16 protein-coding genes are annotated in these 18,718 nt (G+C 64.0%); 10 read left to right on the forward strand and 6 right to left on the reverse strand.

Features of this window, described 5'->3' with window-relative positions; translation table 11 throughout:
- Positions 1 to 28: 28 nt before the first annotated feature.
- Genes VNC39_RS05380 through VNC39_RS05390 form a run of 3 tightly spaced genes read right to left on the reverse strand, consistent with a single transcriptional unit; the run spans position 29 to position 4,115 of the window.
- Positions 29 to 1,186: a DSD1 family PLP-dependent enzyme gene (locus VNC39_RS05380; protein WP_325396940.1), complete on the reverse strand. Its 1,158-nt coding sequence runs from the start codon at positions 1,184 to 1,186 to the stop codon at positions 29 to 31.
- The gene (locus VNC39_RS05385; RefSeq protein WP_325396942.1) at positions 1,183 to 2,730 is read right to left on the reverse strand and encodes a M81 family metallopeptidase; all 1,548 of its coding nucleotides are present in this window, start codon (positions 2,728 to 2,730) and stop codon (positions 1,183 to 1,185) included. Before VNC39_RS05385 ends, VNC39_RS05380 begins: the two co-directional genes overlap by 4 nt.
- Before the next feature lie 38 nt (positions 2,731 to 2,768).
- Positions 2,769 to 4,115, reverse strand: a complete 1,347-nt coding sequence (locus VNC39_RS05390) for an MFS transporter (protein WP_325396944.1) — start codon at positions 4,113 to 4,115, stop codon at positions 2,769 to 2,771.
- Between the two features lie 202 nt (positions 4,116 to 4,317).
- On the opposite strand from VNC39_RS05390, the gene VNC39_RS05395 reads away from it, so the two are divergent.
- From VNC39_RS05395 to VNC39_RS05405, 3 genes are all read left to right on the forward strand, one after another.
- On the forward strand, positions 4,318 to 5,250 hold the full coding sequence (locus VNC39_RS05395; protein ID WP_325396946.1) for a LysR family transcriptional regulator: 933 nt from the start codon (positions 4,318 to 4,320) through the stop codon (positions 5,248 to 5,250).
- A gap of 116 nt (positions 5,251 to 5,366) precedes the next feature.
- A complete protein-coding gene (locus VNC39_RS05400) occupies positions 5,367 to 6,320 on the forward strand; it encodes an ornithine cyclodeaminase family protein (protein ID WP_325396948.1) in 954 nt (317 codons plus the stop codon).
- A 164-nt stretch (positions 6,321 to 6,484) separates the two neighbouring features.
- On the forward strand, positions 6,485 to 7,306 hold the full coding sequence (locus VNC39_RS05405) for a class II aldolase/adducin family protein (protein WP_325396949.1): 822 nt from the start codon (positions 6,485 to 6,487) through the stop codon (positions 7,304 to 7,306).
- 113 nt (positions 7,307 to 7,419) lie between these two features.
- On the opposite strand, the gene VNC39_RS05410 is transcribed toward VNC39_RS05405, so the two are convergent.
- Both VNC39_RS05410 and VNC39_RS05415 read right to left on the reverse strand, forming a co-directional pair.
- The gene (locus VNC39_RS05410; RefSeq protein ID WP_325396951.1) at positions 7,420 to 8,331 is read right to left on the reverse strand and encodes a LysR substrate-binding domain-containing protein; all 912 of its coding nucleotides are present in this window, start codon (positions 8,329 to 8,331) and stop codon (positions 7,420 to 7,422) included.
- Between the two features lie 13 nt (positions 8,332 to 8,344).
- Positions 8,345 to 9,679, reverse strand: a complete 1,335-nt coding sequence (locus VNC39_RS05415; RefSeq protein WP_325396953.1) for an MFS transporter — start codon at positions 9,677 to 9,679, stop codon at positions 8,345 to 8,347.
- Positions 9,680 to 9,940: 261 nt separating this feature from the next.
- On the opposite strand from VNC39_RS05415, the gene VNC39_RS05420 reads away from it, so the two are divergent.
- The 3 genes from VNC39_RS05420 to VNC39_RS05430 all read left to right on the forward strand — a co-directional run bounded on the left by VNC39_RS05420 (position 9,941) and on the right by VNC39_RS05430 (position 12,608).
- Positions 9,941 to 10,708 carry an aldolase gene (locus tag VNC39_RS05420; RefSeq protein WP_325396955.1) on the forward strand — a complete coding sequence of 256 codons (768 nt, stop codon included), beginning with the start codon at positions 9,941 to 9,943 and terminating at the stop codon, positions 10,706 to 10,708.
- Positions 10,709 to 10,990: 282 nt separating this feature from the next.
- Positions 10,991 to 11,176: a DUF3311 domain-containing protein gene (locus VNC39_RS05425; RefSeq protein WP_325396957.1), complete on the forward strand. Its 186-nt coding sequence runs from the start codon at positions 10,991 to 10,993 to the stop codon at positions 11,174 to 11,176.
- A gap of 10 nt (positions 11,177 to 11,186) precedes the next feature.
- Positions 11,187 to 12,608 carry a sodium:solute symporter family protein gene (locus VNC39_RS05430; RefSeq protein WP_325396959.1) on the forward strand — a complete coding sequence of 474 codons (1,422 nt, stop codon included), beginning with the start codon at positions 11,187 to 11,189 and terminating at the stop codon, positions 12,606 to 12,608.
- Positions 12,609 to 12,646: 38 nt separating this feature from the next.
- Here the strand turns inward: VNC39_RS05430 and VNC39_RS05435 are convergent, their stop codons facing one another.
- The gene (locus VNC39_RS05435) at positions 12,647 to 14,071 is read right to left on the reverse strand and encodes a PLP-dependent aminotransferase family protein (protein WP_325396961.1); all 1,425 of its coding nucleotides are present in this window, start codon (positions 14,069 to 14,071) and stop codon (positions 12,647 to 12,649) included.
- Positions 14,072 to 14,359: 288 nt separating this feature from the next.
- Between VNC39_RS05435 and VNC39_RS05440 the strand changes: the two genes are divergently transcribed.
- From VNC39_RS05440 to VNC39_RS05455, 4 genes are read left to right on the forward strand one after another with little or no spacing between them, the layout of a single operon-like run.
- Positions 14,360 to 14,746, forward strand: coding sequence for a nuclear transport factor 2 family protein (locus tag VNC39_RS05440; protein ID WP_325396963.1), 387 nt, complete (start codon positions 14,360 to 14,362; stop codon positions 14,744 to 14,746).
- Between the two features lie 23 nt (positions 14,747 to 14,769).
- Positions 14,770 to 16,155, forward strand: coding sequence for an NAD(P)/FAD-dependent oxidoreductase (locus VNC39_RS05445; protein WP_325396965.1), 1,386 nt, complete (start codon positions 14,770 to 14,772; stop codon positions 16,153 to 16,155).
- Positions 16,156 to 16,176: 21 nt separating this feature from the next.
- Complete coding sequence (locus tag VNC39_RS05450; RefSeq protein WP_325396967.1) at positions 16,177 to 17,811, forward strand: amidohydrolase; 1,635 nt, start codon at positions 16,177 to 16,179, stop codon at positions 17,809 to 17,811.
- On the forward strand, positions 17,808 to 18,698 hold the full coding sequence (locus VNC39_RS05455; RefSeq protein WP_325396969.1) for a CobW family GTP-binding protein: 891 nt from the start codon (positions 17,808 to 17,810) through the stop codon (positions 18,696 to 18,698). The genes VNC39_RS05450 and VNC39_RS05455 overlap by 4 nt, the downstream gene beginning before the upstream one ends.
- Positions 18,699 to 18,718: the final 20 nt, after the last annotated feature.

Genomic DNA, 18,718 nt, shown 5'->3' on the forward strand with positions numbered 1-18,718 from the left:
CTTCCAAAATTTGCCGTTGAGGGGGCGATTACCAGAAGTTGAAACGTGGCCAAACCGCGTCGATTTGCCGCGTGTTGGCTTTCACGACGTTGTAACGGTCATGCTGACTGCTGGTCGCGCAGGCATGGTTGGGCAAGATGCGCAATTTCGCGCCGATCGGCAGATCCGGCGGCACAGCAGCGCTGCCCGGCCGTGCCGCGATGACGCCGTGCTCCTGATTCGCCTTGATCATGACGAGATCAGGATAGGGCGTGCCGTCGATATCGCAAACCAGACCGAAGAACTGGTCGACCGCCTGGCCTCGCGTATTGCGGTCGCTCGACATGGCCATCCATCCGGCATCGACGATGAGCCAGCCCTTCTCCGCGTTGCTGCCGGTCACGGTGGCGAGCACGCTCACCGCGATGTCGTCCGTGGTGCAGACGCCGAGGCCGGCCATGAACAGGTCGAAGAACATGAACACGCCGGCACGAACCTCGGTCACCCCTTCCAGGCGCTGACTGAGTTGCGCCGTCGGGGTGGAGCCGATGCTCACCACCGGCGCCGGCAGGCCGGCGGCGCGGAGCAGGTCGGCGCAGCCCACGGCCTCGGCACGTTCCTGCTCGGCCATGGCCATGATCGCCTCATCCCCCTGGCAATGGTAGGATTCGCCGGCATGCGTCATGACGCCGCGCAGCTCGGCGCTGCCTTCGTGGAGGATCCGGCCTATCTCGACCATGAGAGCGGCATGGGTGCGGCGGATTCCGGCGCGGTGGCCATCTGAGTCGATCTCGATCAGGGTCGGCAGGCGATCGGCCGTTTCACGCGCATGGCGCACCACGGCCTCCGCCGCCTGCACACTATCGACCACGATCGAGAGATTGACGCCGCGGCGGCGCAATGCGGTCACGCGGTCGAGTTTCCCCGGCGCGATGCCGGCCGCGTACAGGATATCCCGCACGCCCCCGGCAGCGAATTGTTCGGCTTCCTTCAGCGTCGAGACCGTGATCGGCCCTTCCGGCCCATCCATCACCCGGCGTGCGACCTCCAGGCATTTCGCGGTCTTGAGATGCGGGCGAAGTCTGGGGCCGAGCGTGGAGAGATGCGCCCGTAGCCGCGCGATGTTGCGGTCCAGCCGCGTGACATCGAGGAGCAGCGCCGGCGTTTCCTGTGTCTCCAGGGTGGGCAGCGTCGCGGCCGCGCTCATTGGCCGCCCCGCACCATGCGCGCGACCGGCACCCAGTGCTCGAGCGCGTCGAGCGGAATGGCGGGGCGGGGCAGATGGGTGAAGTCGAAACGCGAGAGGATCGGCGAAGTGAGGCCGGGCTCATCGACCGAGATGATCCGCTCAGGCGGGAAAAACTCGTCGAAGGCGGCGCGGAAATGGCCGCGCGATTTCACCACCACGGTCCGCGCGTCCCGGATGTCATAGCCGAACATCTCCAACATCATCGGCTCGTGGCATTGATGGCGATGGGTGATCACGATAACCGTGACGCCGCCAACCTCCAGCGCGGCGCAGGGCCCGAGATCGAAGCTGCACCCCGCGAGCTGCCCGCGCCGGCCAACGCCCTTGCCGTCATGGAGTTTTGCGACGGTCGCCTGCGCTTGGAATTTGTCCGAGAAAATGGTCGTCTCGGCGCGGTTGAACACAGCGTCGAACCGCGCGCCGACACCCCGCGCATGCGCCTCCGCGGCGAGTTCCGGATCGGTGAACACGCCGAACAGCACGCCCTGCACATCGGCCTCCAGAAGCTGGCGGAGCAGGAAGGGCGTGTTCCCGCGCGCCCCGCCGCCCGGATTATCGGCGACATCGGCAAGCAGAATGGCGGGGCGGTTTGCCTCATCGCCGGTGGCCTTGGCCAGCGCCACGGCCTCTGCAGGGGCGGTCAGTTCCGGGGTGAAGCGGGCACGCTCACGCCAGCCGAGTGCGGCAAGCTGCTCGGCGGTTTGCCGCGCGAGAGCGGTATCATCGCGTGTCGTCACGATCACGGTCAGGCCGTTTTTCGGCGTGTCGCCATAGGCAAAACCGCCGAGGATGGAAATATTGACGATGCCCGGATGCGCGATCGCCTCACCCGCTTCGATCATATCCGCATAGGGCCCCTGGCCGCGCGCCGTCAGGAGCTGGGTCGGCGGTGAGCAGATCGGCATGCGGATATGCGCGACGGACGGTTTCATGCCGCCGAGCAATTCCCGCAGAGTGGCGGCCGCTTCAGCGCCGCGCTCTGCCATGTCGGTATGCGGATTGCGCCGGTAGGAGATCAGCACATCGACGGCATCGACCATGCGGTCCGAGATGTTCGCATGCAGATCGACCGTCGCGACGATCGGGATGTTCGGCCCGACAACGTCCCGGACCAGGGCGAACACCGCGCCGTCCGGGTCGCGGTCTTCCGTGGTGATCGCCGCGCCATGTTCGCAGATATACACGGCATCGAGCGGCATGGCGGCTTGCAGCCCCGCGCGAAAGGCGGCGCAGGTGTCCACGAAAAAAGCGTGATCCACCGGCCCGCCGGATTCGGCATTGGCGAAGAGGATCGGCGCGGGCGTCCACGCACCAGAATCATCCATGGCCCGCACGAAAGCCGGGATTTCCGGCGTCATGGCCGGGGCCGGGCTTCGGGATTCGGCGAGCAGCGCCTCGCCCGCCAGATAGCAGCGGGAGACAAAATCCGCGCGCGCGGAGACCGGCGCAAACCGGTTACTTTCAATAGCAAAGCCAAGAATCGCGATTTTAGGCATGGTCATCGTCTCTTTCGTTTCAGGAAGCTGGGACGCGGCGCCGTTCATTCGGTCACACGCTCGACCCGGCCGAGCAAGAAGATATAGGCAGCGGCACCGACGGCGGCGGTGACCGAAACGAAGGTCAAAGGCCCGCTGATGCTGCCGCTCGTCAGCAAGTGGCCGATCACGATCGGCGTGGTGATGAAGGCGAGCGAGCCCACGAAATTGAAGGTGCCGCTGGTCAGGCCGATCAACCGCTCGGGCGCGACAGCGGAGACCAGGGACCAGTGGATGGAGGCCAGCCCATTCGCGAAGAACGCGATCGCCATGAACATGATCACCAGCGGCGCGCTGTCGACGAAATTCGCACCGATGATGATGGAAGCGAGCAACATGCCGCCGATGATCGGTGTCTTGCGCGCGACGCTGAGGCTTACCCCGCGGCGCACGCAGAAATCCGACAGCAGCCCGGAGCAGATCACCCCGCAAAACGCCGCGAGAAACGGCACCGAACCGTAGAAGCCGGCCTTGATGAAGCTGAAATGCCGGTACTGCACGAGATAGGTCGGAAACCAGGTGAGGAAGAAGGTGTTCGTCGTCGCCCAGCAGAACTCGCCGACATAGAGGCCCCAGAGCTTTCGCCGGCCAAAAACGACACCGAAATTGGCCCAGAGCGAGTTGGCCTCACGCGCGCCGCGGCGCTCTTGAATCCGGTCGCTGAGGTCGGGGATGCCGCCGCTCGAAGCGATCAGATCGATCTCAGCCTGGTTGGCGCCCTTCATGTCGCGCGGTTCGCGGTACAGCAGGAAGAAGAGCACGGACCAGATCACGCCGATCGTGCCGGTCACGAAAAACACCGATGGCCAGCCGAACGTGGTCAGCAGCCAGGCCAGGATGGGCAGCAGGAAAGCCAGGCCCACATATTCGGCCGCCGTATAGGCGCCGACACAAGTCGCCCGTTCGTTTTCGCCGAACCAGGTGGTGGCGATGCGGTTGTTGATCAGGAAGCTCGGAACTTCAAACAGGCCAACCAGCAGCCGGACGGCGATCAGCGTCGCAAAGCCCGTGGAGACACCGAAGCCATAGGTGGCGAGGGACCATAACAGGATGGTCGCCGGGTAGAAAATCCGTGGGTTGATGCGGTCCACCAGCCAGCCGCCGGGGATGCACATCGGCCCGTAGATCCATCCAAAGGCCGAGAAAATGAGCCCCATCTGCGTTGGGGTGAGATGGAATTGCGCCGAGATATGCGGCGAGGCGATCGAGAGATTGCTGCGATCAAGGTAGTTGATCACCACCGTGATGAACAGCATGCCCATGACCAGAAAGCGGCGCCTGGTCGGTTTGGCCTCGGCGCCGGCCGCGGTCGCGCCTAGGGCGCGGCCGCCCCATGCGATCTCATCGGCCATGGAGAACCCGCAACCGGACAGTCTGCGTTAAAATTCGGCACGGCATCGGCGGGACGCCCCATTTCTGGACCATATATTCTCCATTTTTTGCTTAAATTTCGACACCGGCCACTCTGGTGCCGACGCCATGCGCAAACTTATAAACAGGGCCTCATGATTGAGAATTTACCAACGACTAAAGCCATCTATAAGTTGAAGCTTAATGATCTCGACCGACGATTTAAGATTCTTCGTGACGCTGTCGGACTTTGTTTCGCTTGCGGCCGTCGCCCGAGCGTTGAACGTCACCCCGTCAGCCGTGACGCAACGTTTACGGTTGCTGGAGGAGCGCCTCGGGGTGCGGCTGGTGGACCGGTCCGGCCGGCGGCTGGCCTTGACGGATGAAGGGCGGCTGCTGGCGCAGCATGCCCAGAACGTGCTCAACGATATCGGCCAGATCGCTGACATGCTGGCCGCAAGGCGGGGGGTCGTTTCCGGCCATTTGCGAATTCTGGCGCCGCTCGGTTTCGGCCGCCGCTACGTCGCGCCGGTTGCGGCGGCGTTTCGCACCGCGTTTCCGGATGTCCAGATCGACCTGATGCTCTCCGACCGTCCCTTCCAATTCCGGGAGGAAATCTGGGACGTGCTCATTTATATCGGCGAACTCCGCGATTCCGCACTGGTCGGGCGGACGCTCGCACCGAATGCGCGGCTTCTTTGCGCCGCGCCCGATTATGTTGCCCGCCACGGCATGCCGGCGACACCGAACGACCTCGCTTGCCATTCCTGCATCGTGCTGAAGGAAAATGATGAAAACATCACCCATTGGCGACTGGCACCGGAGCGTGATGGGAATGCCGTTAGCGTGCGAATACGTCCTGCCCTCACCACCAATGACGGCGGCGTCGCGCGCGCCTGGGCGCGCGCCGGCATGGGCATCGTGATGCGCTCGGAATGGGATGTGGCGGAGGATCTCGCGGCGCATAAACTGGTGGAGGTCCTGCCCGGCTGGCGCGTTCCCCCGGCCAATGTCGTGGCGCTGGTTCATGCGCGCCATGGCCGCTCGGCGCGGACAACGCGCTTCATCGAGCATCTGCAGGCCGCGCTGCAGCCCGTGCCCTGGAGAACGCCGCGCGGCACCCGCCCTTCATCTTGACCTGCGCGCCAGGAAAACCCATTGGGGCGACAGCGCCGCTTCATGCTTTCCACTGGGAAGGCACCCGTTTGTCAGCCGGGATCGTGCTGAAATTGGCCACGTCAGGAGATAAGTCATTGGCTGGAACTTTGCTGCTCACCCGTTCAGACATTCGGCAGGTTGTTGCGTGGCCCGCTTTGTTCGATGCCGTCCGCGACGGGCTGCTGCGCCGCGCGAAGGGGCAGACGGCGTTGCCGGTCTCCGGCCAGATCGCCATGCCCACGGCGCTGCTGCATCTCAAGGCGGGGGCGATTTTCGATCCTGGCGTGCTTTCGGTGAAGGCCAATATCCGGCCCACGGGCGGCCATGCCAGCGGCGTCGTGGTGCTTTACGACACCGATGCGGGACAGGTTTCGGCGATCCTCGATTCCGCCGACATCACCGCGATGCGAACCGCCGCTTTGGCGGCCGTTGCCGCGGAACGTCTGGCGTCGCCGGGACCGGTGCATCTCGCGGTGCTGGGCGCCGGGCCGCTGGCCGCCCAGGTTTTGGCCGCCTTGCCGCAACGCCTGGAGATCGCCAGCACGCATCTATGGAGCCGCGTGCGGACGCGGGCCGAAGCTTTGGCGCGGCAGGTGGGCATACCGGCCCGGATTTACGACACGCCCGGCGAGGCGGCGCGGCAGGCCAATGTCATCGTCACCGCCACACCGGCACGGACGCCGTATCTGGAAGCCGGCGACATCGCGGATGGCGCGCTGATCCTCGCCATGGGGGCCGATAGCCCGGGCAAGCGCGAATTGGCCGCCTCCGTCCTGGAAGCCGCGCAGATCATCGCCGACCAGCGCGAGGATGTGCTCAAGGTCGGTGAATCGGCCTACCTTCCCACGGACGACACGCATCGGATCGTGGCGGAACTGGGCGCGCTGCTGGCGGGCGACTCGCCGCTCCCGGCACCGGCCGCCCAGGGCGCGCGGTTTCGCGTGTTCGATTCCGTCGGCTCGGCGATTATCGACGCCACCGTGAGCCGCTCCCTTGTCGCTTTGGCGAAAGCCAACGGCCTCGGCCAGGTTTTTGATTTCGGCCGCTGACGCGGAGCATGACGAAGCGCTTCTTTTTGTGAATAAAAAGAAGCGCCTCCTCGCGCTGCTGTGAGAGGTCGGATCAAGACTGTGAGGATTTATCGCTGGACTGCACAGTAGGGAGCGAGGGTAGAGTACAGGTTTTCTAACGTCTGATTTACGAGGAGTGCGCCATGGGCAATCTACAGGCCGACGACCGCCGGATCCCGAAACCGATCGGCGGCCCGCTACCGGAACCGCCGGTTTTCGCAACATTCGAGGAGGAGCGGCGCCACCGCAAGCTCAAGCTCGCCGCCGCGTTCCGCATCTTCGCCCGGTTCGGCATGGCTGAGGGGATCGCCGGCCATATCACCGTGCGCGACCCGGAATTCCATGACCGGTTCTGGGTGAACCCCTATGCGCAGCATTTCTCCACGATCCATCCCGACGATCTGATCTGCATCGACGAAGAGGCCCATGTCTATCACGGCACCGGCCCGGTCAACGCGGCAGCGGCGGCGATCCATTGCGGCATTCACGGCGCCAACCCGAACGTGGTGGCCGCGGCGCATACGCACACCACCCATGGCCGCGCCTTTTCCGCGCGGCCGCGCCTGCTGGCGCCGATCAACCAGGAAGCCTGCCTGTTCTATCGCGACCATGTGCTGTTCAAGGGCGATATCGTCGTGCTGGCGCAGAATGAAGGGCGCCGCATCGCCGCCGTCATGGGCGACGCGCGCTCCGCCATCCTGGTCAATCACGGCCTGCTGACGGTCGGCTCCACGGTCGATTCCGCCGCCTTCCGCTTCATCGTCATGGAGCGCTGCTGCCAGGTGCAGCTCCTGGCCGAAGCCGCCGGGGCGATGGAGGAACTCTCCGAGGCGGATGCCCTGTCCACGTTTGAACAGCTCGGTTCGGATTACGTCCTCTGGCTCGGCTTCCAGGGCCTGTATCAGCAGTTGCTGCAGACCGCGCCGGACCTGCGCGCTGTGCACAGCGCGCTCGGTCTCTCGTAGGAAAGGAAGCGGCCGCTTTTTGAAAAGAGCGGCCGCCAAACCTTCTGTTAGTCTGGGCCCGTGGCGTTGCAACCAGCACGGCCCAGATTAAAAAAGCTTTTTTGCAGCTTCCTCTAACTGGCCGCCGCGACGCCCCCCGCGTCTTGGCCCATCGCCGCGAACAGCCAGCGCTCGAAGCGGCGCAACGGCTCCCAGCCGCGCTTCTGCTCGGGAAAGGCGTAATAGAGCGTCTCGGGATTGATGACGGTGCGGGGATGTACCTGCACCAGCGTGCCGGCGCGCAGTTCGCGTTCGATCAGGATGCGCGGCAGCAAAGCGACGCCGAGCCCGGAGAGCGTGGCGTTGATGGCCATGATGAACATGTCGAAATGCCGGCTTTCCGCCGCGTGTTCCACGGGGCGGGCCGTCGCCGTTTCCGACCATGACAGCCAGGCGCGCGGCAGGTCGCGCGTATATATCCACGGCAATGCCGCGATCTCCGCCACGCTCAGGCCGCTGCCGGCCAGCGCCGGCGCTGCCACCGCCACGAGGTCGCCGTCGCTCGGAAGCTTGCGTCCCGGCATTGCCGGCCAAGGCGACTGGCTGAAATAGATCGCCGCATCAAAGCTGAAATTGTCAAAGAAGGTCGGCTGGTCGCGGCCCATGATATGCAGGCGCAAATCCGGATTATCGGCATAGAAATCCGGCAGCCGGGGGATCAGCCATTGCGCGGCGAACGTGACGCCGACAGCGAGATGGATCTGCACCTCATTGCGCTGGTTCACCAACTCCTGCGTGTCGCGGCGGATCTGGTCGAGATGCACGCGTATGCGCCGCGCATATTCCGCGCCGGCAGCGGAGAGAACCAAACGCTGGCGCACCCGCTCGAACAAAGCGATGCCAAGCTGCGCCTCCAGCTCGTTGACCTTTTTGCAGATCGCGCCGTGGGTTTGCGCAAGTTCGAGTGCCGCTTTGGAAAAGCTCTCATGGCGCGCGGCGGCCTCGAAGGCTTGCAGCGTACTCAGGCTCGGAACCCCACGGCGCATGGCCAACCTCCGCTTATTCGGCGGCGAGTTGAACCTCGCCGATGGTATGCAGGCGCGCTTCGAGCAGAACCACCACCGCCGAGGCGAACACCATGGCGACGGCGATGCCGATGAAAGCCAGCGCGAAGCTGCCCGTGGCATCTTTGATCCAGCCGATGAAGTAGGGCAATAGGAACCCCGAGGACACGCCGATGCTGGTGATCAGCCCGATGCCCGCGGCAGCGGCACGGTCGGTGAGGATGCGGCTCGGCAACTGCCAGAAGGTGGTGATGCTGCAGAAGCAGGCGGAGGTGCCGATGGCGAGAGCGACGATCGTCTCGTAAGGCGATTTCAGGTACAAGGCACAGGCGAGCGCGGCGGCGCTGACCAGCAACGGCCCGGCAACGTGCCAGGCGTTCATATTGTGGCGACTGACAAGGCGGCCCCAGACCAGCATGGCGATCGCCGAGGTCCCGAACGGAATGGCCGTGATCAGCCCGATCTGCGTGAGCGTGTATTTGACGTGGAACGCCACCTGGAAGGATTTCACCACTTGCGGCAGGAAATACAACAGGCCGATCACGCCGGCATTGGTGCCGAAATAGACCACGCCGAGCGCCCAGACCTTGCCGTTGAAGAGCGCTTTCCACGCGCTGTCCGAAGGTGTGGCGGCAGCGGCCTGCGCCTGCTCGCTCCCCAGTGCCGCGGCGATTTCCCGCTTGTCGTCACCCGAGAGCCAGCGCGCCGCCTGAGGCCCGTCCGGCAGCCAGAGATATACCACGGCACCGAGCAGAATGGCGGGAACGCCTTCCAGCAGCAGCATCGCGCGCCAACCCATGACGCCGAACACATCGGCATGCGCCATCAGCCAGGTGGAGACCGGGGCGCCGAGCGTGCCGGTCAGCGGGATGGCAGTGACGAACAGCGACATCATCCAGACGCGGTTGCGCGCCGGCATCCAGAGCGTCAGATAGAACACCATGCCGGGGAACAGCCCCGCTTCGAACGCCCCCAGGAAGAACCGGGCGACAAACAGCCAATGCGAGCTCGGCACAAAACTGGTGAGCGAGGAGAGCGCGCCCCAGCTGATCAGGATGCGCGTCATCCATAGCCGCGCGCCATAACGATGCATGCAGAGATTGCTCGGCACCTCGAAGAGGATATAGCCCAGGAAAAACAGGCTGGTGGCAAGGCCGTATTGCGCCGTGCTCATATGCAGCTCGGCATTCATGGTCAGCGCTGCATAGCCGACATTGGCACGGTCGAGCTGATTGGCGATGTAGATGAGGATCATCAGGGGCGCCAGGCGCCAGGCGATGCGCTTCATCAGCGGGTCGGAAATTGCCGGCTTGAGCACGCTGACGGTCATGTGTTCACCTTCGCCCAGATCTACATGAAATAATTCCGCCATAAAAGGAACATGGGCGCAACTTCGCAATGCACGAAAAATATCAAACCTGTGAGAAAATTTCACACCCCATTGGTCATGTGGCGGATAAAGACGGCGCGCAGAGCCGTTTTTTACCGCGCTCCGAAACTGGCGATGCCGCCTTCCCGGGTGCACTGGCCAGCCGAGCCATCCGCCACTATGCTGCCTGCTGGATCCCAACCCGTTAGAAGGAAACACCGGATGCCCGAAGCGCCCGACAAATCCCCAATGCGCAGCAATCGCGAGCGCGAGGCACGCATCGATCTGGCGGCGGCGCTGCGGCTTGCCGTTGCCAATGGCTTTCACGAAGGAATCGACAACCATTTCTCCCTGGCAACGCCGGACAATCAAAATAGCTTTCTGTTGAATCCCTATGGCCTGCACTGGTCGGAGGTGCGTGCCAGCGATCTTTTGGAGGTTGATTTCGAAGGCCAGGTGGTTTCCGGTGCCGGCATCGCTGATCGAACGGCGGTCTGCATTCACGGCCCGATCCATCGCCACGGCTTTGCCTGTGTGCTGCACACCCACATGCCGTTCGCGACCGCGCTGACACAGCTTGAAGACATGACGGTGGAAATGGTCGGTCAGACCGCACTCGGCTTCTATGGCGATATTGCATACGACTATGCCTATGACGGCTTGGCGCTCGACGTTGCCGAAGGGGAGAGAATGGCCGAGATCATGGGCAAGCACTCCGTCCTCATGCTGGCAAACCATGGTGTGATTGTCTGTGGAAAATCTGTGGCGGAAGCTTTCAACAGCCTCTATTTCCTGGAACGCGCCTGCCAAACGCAAATCTTGGCAATGTCGACGGGGAAGCCAATGCGCCGGCTATCGCCCCAGTTGGCGGAAAAAACCCGCCACCAGATCAATCACCTTCAGCTGTCCGGAGAGAAAAATCCCTGCGATTATCACTTCGCGGCGCTCAAGCGGCTGCTTGATCGGCGTGAGCCGGATTACGCCGATTAGGCAGCTCCGGCGCAAAGTTCCGGCCTGAGATCAAGCGGACGGCCCCGGTGTTCCAGGCCGCCGCTATGCCGAGCAGCGTTGCCTGGAAGCCGCCGGGGCCGCTGGTGCCATCAATGACAGAATCTGGATCTATCATTCCATTCCGTCTATCCGTAGTTTCTGCCTATATACGCCAAAATGAGACGGCCCTTTCCCCGCAGGGAGGTCCCCGTTTCCAATAAATGTCAGTCATACGGCCCATGAACTTGCCTCGTTTTTGGGACCTGTCTTATGTTAAGAATATTGATTGGTTTAGTTTTGCCATTCGTCGGCGTCATTGGGTTGATTCCGTTCACCAACGGCGTTACCTGGACGCTTTGGAACATTCCATTCCTCTATCTATGGATTTTCGCCTGGTTCATCCTGACCTCGGTGTGCCTTGCGATCTGTTGGCTGTGCTTCGACCGCCACCGTCCCGAGACAGCGTGAGGAGCACATCATGGCAAGTTTCGTCTTTCTCGCGATCATCGTCTTTTCGTTAATCGTCGCCTTCGCCGCCATGCGCGGCCATAACATGCACGACCTCAAGGAATATCTGGTGGCTTCCCGGCAATTTGGCGGGTTCCTGCTGTTCTTCCTCGGCGTCGGCGAGATCTACAGCATCGGCACGATGATCGGCTTTCCCGGCGGCATCTACGCCAAGGGGCCGACCTACGGCATCTGGTTCCTCGGCTATATCCTGCTGGCTTACCCGGTGGGCTACTTCATCAATCCGCTGATCTGGCGCGCCGGGCAGCTTTACAACGCGATGACCCTGCCGGATCTGTTCAAGGGCCATTTCAACAACCGCGCGCTGGAGCTGACGGTAACCATCACCGCCATCCTGTTCATGGTGCCGTGGGGGCAGCTGCAATTCACCGGGCTGATCGTGGCGCTGCACGGGCTGGGCTGGGATCTCAATCCTCTGGCGCTGTCGCTCATCGCGGCGGTGCTGGCTTTTGCCTATATCGCCGCCTCGGGCATCCGCGCCCCGGCGATGGTTTCGATCATCAAGGACGTGCTGCTGGTGCTGGCCCTGGTCGTCACTGGCATCGCCGCCGCCGCTGCCGGCGGGGTCAGCCATATTTTCCATGATGCCGGCCTGCATGTGCATAATCAGATGAACGCCGCGCAGCAGCGCTTCTCGATGAGCACGATGTTCTTCCAGGCGCTGGGTTTCTATCTGATGCCGTTTGCCATTCCCAACATTTTCACCGCGCGCAGCGAGCAAACCATCCGCAAAGCGCAGATCTTCATGCCGCTTTATATGCTGATGTATCCGTTCCTGGTGGTGGCGGCCTATTACAGCCTGGGGCAGAGTTTCCATCTCGCCTCGCCCAACCAAGCCTTCATGGCGGCGGCCGTGGCGTTGCTGCCGCACTGGCTGCTCGGCATGGTGGCAGCCGGAGCCGCGCTCTCGGGCCTGGTGGTGCTGGCAGGCATCAGCCTGGCGATGGGACCGCTGATCACCCGCAACCTTCTCAGCCATCTGCCGGAGAGCAAGCAGCGCAGCGGCGCGCAGATCGCCATCGTCGCCTATCTGGCGCTGTCGATCATCTTCACGCTGGTTACACCTTCCCTGATGCTGACCCTGATCAACACCGCCTATTTCGGAATCACCCAGTTCTTCCCTGGCCTGATGGCGATCCTCTTCATGCGCCGCATCAATCCCTATGCGATCATCGCCGGGATCATGGTGGCGGATATATTGGCGGTGGGCATGGATGTGATGCACGTCAATCTCGACGGCTGGAATATCGGCTTCGTCTGCCTGCTGATCAATGCGGTGATCGTCGGGCTTGGCAGCCTGGTCAAGCGCAGCGTCAATTCGCCAATGCCCGTGGTCTATGCACGGATTTCGACGGCGATGCGGGCGCCCTAAAAGATGGATCTAGAGTCTTTGGTGAAGAGCTAAAGACCTTAGATCCTGGCTGCCTCGATCAGCAAGGCGAGCCGTCTGATTCCCTCCGGGATTTTCTCGATGGGGGTCGCGGCGAAGCCGAGGCGGAAATAGGGACAGGGCGCGGGCGGCTGGTGGAAGAACAGTTCGCCCGGCTCGATCAGAATGCCTTCCTGCTGCGCCAGTTTCGCAAGCAGGGCGGAATCGAGCCGCTCCGGCCCCTGCACCCAGACGGAGGAACCGCCCTGCAGCGGTGTGAAGCGCAGCGCCGGCGTATGGGTTTGCAAAGCCCTGCCCAGCGCATTGGCGCGTTCTGACAGGCTTTTCTTGATCCGCCGCAGCAACGTGTCGTAATGGCCGAGCGAAATGAACAAGGCGGCGGCGCGCTGGTTGTTGGCCGGCGGATGGCGCAGCATCAGCCGGCGCAGCACCCGGGCCTCGGCGATCAGCTCGGGCGCCGCAACCATGAACCCGATCCGCAGGCCCGGCGCCAGGGTTTTTGACAGGCTGCCGAGATAAATAACGCGTCCGGACCGGTCGAGGCTCTTCAAAGCGGGCAGTGCGGAGTTCGCAAAGGTCATCTCCGAATCATAATCATCCTCGATGATCAGAAAATCCTGCCGTGCCCCGCGCTCGAGCAATTCATGCCGGCGTGGCAGGCTCATCGTCACCGCGCTCGGGCATTGATGGCTGGGGGTGAGATAGGCGAGATCGCAGCCGGTGAGCGCGGAAATCTCGATCCCCTCGGGCCCCAGTGGCAGCGGCCGCAGCGCAGCGCCGCGCCGCGCGAAGATGTTGCGCGCATCGGGATAGCCTGGCTCCTCGATGCCGACCACGCTATGAGCGGAGACCAGCAACTCCGCCAGCATATAGAGCGCGTGCTGGGTACCGACGGTGATCATGATCTGCTCGGCTGTGGTGAAGATGCCGCGCCGCGGCAGCACCCTGTGCTGTAATTGCTCGATCAGCGCGGAATCATCGCCATCGATCATGTCCGCCGCCCAGTCCCGGATCGCCAACACCGCCAGGGCGGCGCGGCTGCAGGCCCGCCAATCGGCGGTCGGGAAAAGCGCTGGATCAGGTTGGCCATAGATGAACTGGTAGGGGTAGCGGTGCCAGTCCACCGGCTTGGAGATGTTGCGCATGGTGGAATAACGCGAGCCGATGCGCGCGGCCCAGCGCGGGGCACTGTCCTCCTGCGGGGGCGGCGGGGCGGCCGGGGAAGCGGTTTCCGCCGGAGTTTGGGCCACGTGATAGCCGCTGCGCGGCAGGGCGGTGATGAAGCCGTCATCGGCCAGTTGACGGTAGGCGGCGTTCACCGTGTTGCGGGCCACGTTGAGATGCGCAGAGAGCACCCGGCTAGAGGGCAACCCGGTGCCCGGCGGCAGGCGCTTGTCCAGGATCGCGGCGACGAAGGCACGTCGTATCTGGATTTGCAGCGACACACCGGAGTCAGGCGCCAGTTTGAAAAGCTGGTTCCAGGCGCGCTCGCCCTTCTGGCCACGCGGGCCCGGTGCGCTACGCTTCGTCCTCGGTCGGCTTGCGGCGTTCTGCATCCGGGAAGGTTACAGGCGAAGTGGGGAGCGCTTCAACAACATCGGCACGGTTGCGGGCCCGGATCGTGCAACTGGTACAATGCTTTGCCGCATCTGGATCTTTCTTGGCCCGGGCACCGGCGTAATTTGGCTCCACCGCAATGGCGGACCTCTTCATCATCTGGACAATGAAGCACCATGGAAAAAGATCGCGTTTCGCTGCTGGAAACCCTGTTTGCTGCCTTCAACCGGCATGACGCGGACGGCGTGATGGCCTGCTTCGCACCGGACATCGTGTTCGATGCCGCGACCGGGCCAGAGGCGCTGGGCAAGCGCATCACCGGCCAGGACGATGTGCGCGCCGCCTTTGTCGGCACCTGGACCAGCATGCCGGACGTGCAATGGCATGTGCGCCGCCACGCCGTGTTCGGCGACCGCGCAGTGACCGAATGGCTGTTCACCGCCACCGCGCCGCAGGGCGGGCGCATCGAGGTGGAAGGCCTAGATTTGTTCGGCTTCGAGGGTGCGCTCATCGTCTCCAAGAGCGCCTTCCGCAAGGACCGCCCGCTGCAGCCTGTCGCGTAACGCGCCGCCCAGGAAGCAAGCCGATGTCCGCCACCCCTGCGCTGGATCACTATGATCCGCTCTATGACCCGCTGCACGACATGCATCCCGGCATCGGCCGGGGCTATGCGCCAACCTATTGGCTGGCCGCCGCCGGTGAGCCGCCGGACGATGACGGCCCCGTCACGTCCAACCGCGATGAGGATGTCGTCATTGTCGGCTCCGGCTTCACCGGCCTGACCTGCGCTTTGTTCCTGGCCCGCGAGCACGGCATCAAGGCCGCGGTGCTGGAGGCCAACCGCGCCGCCTGGGGCTGCAGCACGCGCAATGGTGGACAGGGGCAGAATGCCTCCGGCCGGCTGACGCGCTCGCAATGGATCGCGCGCTTCGGGCAGGAGACGGCGCTGAAGCTGCATGCGGAAATCCGCGAAGGATTCGACCGCTTCACCGACTTGCTGCAGGATATCGAGTGCGATGCCGAACATGGCGGGCATCTCTATATCGCCCACCGCCAGCGCACCCTGGCTCGGCTGCGCGCCGAATCCGAGATATGCAACAAGATCTTCGGCTATCCGACGCGGATCCTGGAGCGCACCACGCTGGATGGCGAATGGGTGCGCGAATCGGAGGCCGTGGGGGCTCTGCATGAGCCCTTGGGTGTAGGCGTCAACCCGGCCAAGCTCGCCTTCGGCTATCTGCGCGCGGCCCGCGCCGCGGGGGCGAAGGTGCATCCCGCCAGTCCGGTACTCAGCATCAGGCGGGAGACGGGCATCTTCCACGTCAGCACGCCGGGCGGCGTTGTGCGCGCCCGCGCCGTCGTCATCGCCACCGGCGGCTACACCAGTCAAGGGCTGCATAAAAGCCTGCGCAGCAAAATCATGCCGATTCTCTCGAACAACATGGTCAGCCGCCCGCTGACCGCGGACGAGATCGAGGCCACGGGGTTCCGCACCCGGCAGGTGATCACCGACACGCGGGTGCTGCGCTATTATTACCGGCTGCTGCCGGACAACCGGCTGCAGATTGGCAGCCGCAGCGCCATCACCGGCGCGGACGCCGCCAATCCGAAACATCTCGCCGTGCTGAATGACGGTCTGGCGCGGAAATTCCCGGCTTTGGCCGGGATTGAGATCGATTATTCCTGGTGGGGCTGGGTGGATGTCAGCCATGACATGATGCCGCGCATCGTGCAGCCCAATCCGGCCGAGCCGCTTTTTTACGGCTTGGGCTATGGCGGCAACGGGGTGAGCTATTCCGCCCAGGCCGGCTGGCGGCTGGCGGAACTGGTGGCGGGCAAGAATCGCGCGCATCCGCTGCCGATCTATCAGGGCGAGCTGCCGGGCCATATGTTCGCACCCTTCCGCAGACTCGGCCAGCGCATGCTCTACCAGCTCTATCAGAGCCACGACGAAAAACCGGACGCGGCCTGAATTACCCCCGAGGTAGAGGAGATGACGATGCAAGGCGACGTGCAGGTTTTCCGGGCGAAGCGGATCATCACGATGAATCCCGGCCAACCTTTCGCCACCCATGTCGCGGTGCTGGGTGGCAAGATCCTCGCCGTCGGCGGGCTGGAGGAGATGCAGGCGCTGGGCGCCTACAGGCTCGATGAACGCTTCACCGAGTCCGTGCTGCTGCCCGGCTTCGTCGAGGGCCATTGCCATCTCTTCGAAGGCGGGATCTGGGACGATCCCTATATCGGCTATTTCGACCGGCGCGGGCCGGATGGCGCGGTTTCGCCCGGCCTGAAGAGTATCGCGGCGGTGGTTGCGCATCTGCGTGCCGCCCCGCACGCGGCCGATGCCACCAGCATTTCCGCTTGGGGGTTCGACCCGATCTATCTGCCCGGCCGGCGGATGAAGGCGGCGGATCTGGATGCGGTGTCCGACAGCCTGCCCGTTGTCATCACCCATGCCTCCGGCCATATCATGAACGTCAATTCCGTGGCGCTACGGATGATCGGGATCGACCGCGACACCGATCTGGACGGGCTGCTGCGCGACGCGGACGGTGAGCCGACCGGCGAGCTGCTGGGCTTCGAGCTGCTTGGGCTGGTGCGGGACCGTGTTGTCGCAAGCGGGCTGTCGCGCAAGCTGGATGTGAGGGGGCTGCGTCGCTTCGGCCAGTTGGCGTTGCGCGTGGGGGTCACCACCGCGACCGACCTGGTCAGCGATATGGCAGACGACACCATGGCGGTTTACAAGGCGGCCACGGCGGCCGAGGATTTTCCCATCCGCATCGCCCCGGCTTTGGCGGCTCGCTTCTACGGCATCGAAGAGGGCCTCGCCCGGCTGGGGGCGCTCAAGGCAGAGGCGACGGACCGGCTCTTCATCGGCACGGTGAAGCTGCATGTGGATGGTTCCATCCAGGGCTTCACCGCGCGACTGCGCTGGCCCGGCTATCATAACGGCGCACCCAACGGGCTCTGGTATATCGCTCCGAACGAGCTGGGCGGCATCATCGAGGCGTATCACCGCGCCGGCGCAACACTCCACATGCACACCAACGGCGACGAGGCGACGGAGCTGACGGTGGAGATGCTGGCCCGCGCCATCGCCGCGCATCCGCGCCCGGACCACCGCCACACGCTGCAGCATTGCCAGATGCCGGACCAGGCGCTCTATCGCCGCATCGCCGCTCTCGGTCTCTGCTGCAACATTTTCGCCAACCATATCTATTACTGGGGCGAGGCGCATATCGCCGAGACGATGGGGCTTTCGCGCGCCCAGCGCATGGACGCGTGCGGCACGGTATTGCGCAACAATATCCCGCTCGCGATCCATTCGGATGCGCCCATCACGCCGCTGGATCCACTTTTCACCGCGTGGTGCGCGGTGATGCGCGAGACGTCGACGGGGCGCGTGCTGGGGCCGGATGAGCGCATCAGCGTCGAACAAGCGCTCTACGCCATCACCACCGGGGCGGCTTATACGCTGAAGCTGGATCATCTTGTCGGCAGCATCGAAGTTGGCAAATTCGCGGATTTCGCGGTGCTGGGGCTGGATCCGCTGGCGATGGATCCAGCCGGGCTGAAGGATGTTCCGGTGCTGGGCACGATCCGCGGCGGGGCGTTCTTTCCCGCATGAGCATTCCGGTCATCATCATTGGCGGCTTTCTGGGGGCTGGAAAAACCACGATGGTCAACCGCCTGTTGCGTCACGCCGCCGAACGGATCGCGGTGCTGGTGAATGATTTCGGACCGCTGAATATCGACGAGGCGCTGCTGGCGCGCGAGGGCGAGGTGTTCGCGCTGGCCAATGGCTGCGTCTGCTGCTCCATCGGCCCGGATTTCAGCGCCACCTTGTCGCGCATCCTGGCAATGCAGCCGGCCCCGGAACGGATCATAGTTGAGGCCAGCGGCGTTTCGGACCCGTGGCGTATCGCCCAGCTGGTGAAGCTGAACAAGGGGGCGCGGCTGGATGCGGTGCTGGTGCTGGCCGATGCACTGGAGTTGCCCGCGCAATATGCGGATCGCTGGCTGCGGGACACGCTGGAGCGCCAGATCGCGCGCGCGGATGTGATCTGCCTGAGCAAGTGCGACATCGCGCACGAAACCGCCCGGAACGCCGCCTACGCCACGCTGAATGCCATCCGCCCCGGTGTAAGCGTGATCGAGATCGCGAATGGCATGCTGCCGCAAGGGCTGATGACGCCGCTGCACGAGCGCAAGGCCAGCGCGCTGATCGCGGATGCGCCGGCGCATGACATCGGGCAATGGAGCTGGGCGCCGCCAGGCCCGCTGGATGAAGCCCGGCTACGCGCCGCGCTGGCGGCGCTGCCTGCCAGCATCTGGCGCGGCAAGGGGCTGCTGACGCTGGCGGATGGGCGCCGGCTGGTTCTACAGCTTGTCGGCCGGCGCTGGAGCCTCGGGCCTTATGACGGTGCCGCGCCGGATGCCCTGGTGCTGCTGGGCACTGGCGAGATGCCGTTGGATGCAGAGCTGGCCCGGCAATTCGCCGCCGCGCTCGCCTGAAGCGCCGAACCTGCTGATCA

The organism is Acidocella sp., assembly GCF_035535915.1.
Lineage (GTDB): Bacteria > Pseudomonadota > Alphaproteobacteria > Acetobacterales > Acetobacteraceae > Acidocella.

Coding starts and splice junctions, on each gene's coding strand:
- VNC39_RS05430 (WP_325396959.1), top strand. CDS start 11,187: ATGGCAAGTTTCGTCTTTCTCGCGATCATCGTCTTTTCGTTAATCGTC.
- VNC39_RS05405 (WP_325396949.1), top strand. CDS start 6,485: ATGGGCAATCTACAGGCCGACGACCGCCGGATCCCGAAACCGATCGGC.
- VNC39_RS05415 (WP_325396953.1), bottom strand. CDS start 9,679: ATGACCGTCAGCGTGCTCAAGCCGGCAATTTCCGACCCGCTGATGAAG.
- VNC39_RS05385 (WP_325396942.1), bottom strand. CDS start 2,730: ATGACCATGCCTAAAATCGCGATTCTTGGCTTTGCTATTGAAAGTAAC.
- VNC39_RS05450 (WP_325396967.1), top strand. CDS start 16,177: ATGACGATGCAAGGCGACGTGCAGGTTTTCCGGGCGAAGCGGATCATC.
- VNC39_RS05420 (WP_325396955.1), top strand. CDS start 9,941: ATGCCCGAAGCGCCCGACAAATCCCCAATGCGCAGCAATCGCGAGCGC.
- VNC39_RS05390 (WP_325396944.1), bottom strand. CDS start 4,115: ATGGCCGATGAGATCGCATGGGGCGGCCGCGCCCTAGGCGCGACCGCG.
- VNC39_RS05395 (WP_325396946.1), top strand. CDS start 4,318: ATGATCTCGACCGACGATTTAAGATTCTTCGTGACGCTGTCGGACTTT.
- VNC39_RS05440 (WP_325396963.1), top strand. CDS start 14,360: ATGGAAAAAGATCGCGTTTCGCTGCTGGAAACCCTGTTTGCTGCCTTC.
- VNC39_RS05380 (WP_325396940.1), bottom strand. CDS start 1,186: ATGAGCGCGGCCGCGACGCTGCCCACCCTGGAGACACAGGAAACGCCG.
- VNC39_RS05410 (WP_325396951.1), bottom strand. CDS start 8,331: ATGCGCCGTGGGGTTCCGAGCCTGAGTACGCTGCAAGCCTTCGAGGCC.
- VNC39_RS05455 (WP_325396969.1), top strand. CDS start 17,808: ATGAGCATTCCGGTCATCATCATTGGCGGCTTTCTGGGGGCTGGAAAA.
- VNC39_RS05445 (WP_325396965.1), top strand. CDS start 14,770: ATGTCCGCCACCCCTGCGCTGGATCACTATGATCCGCTCTATGACCCG.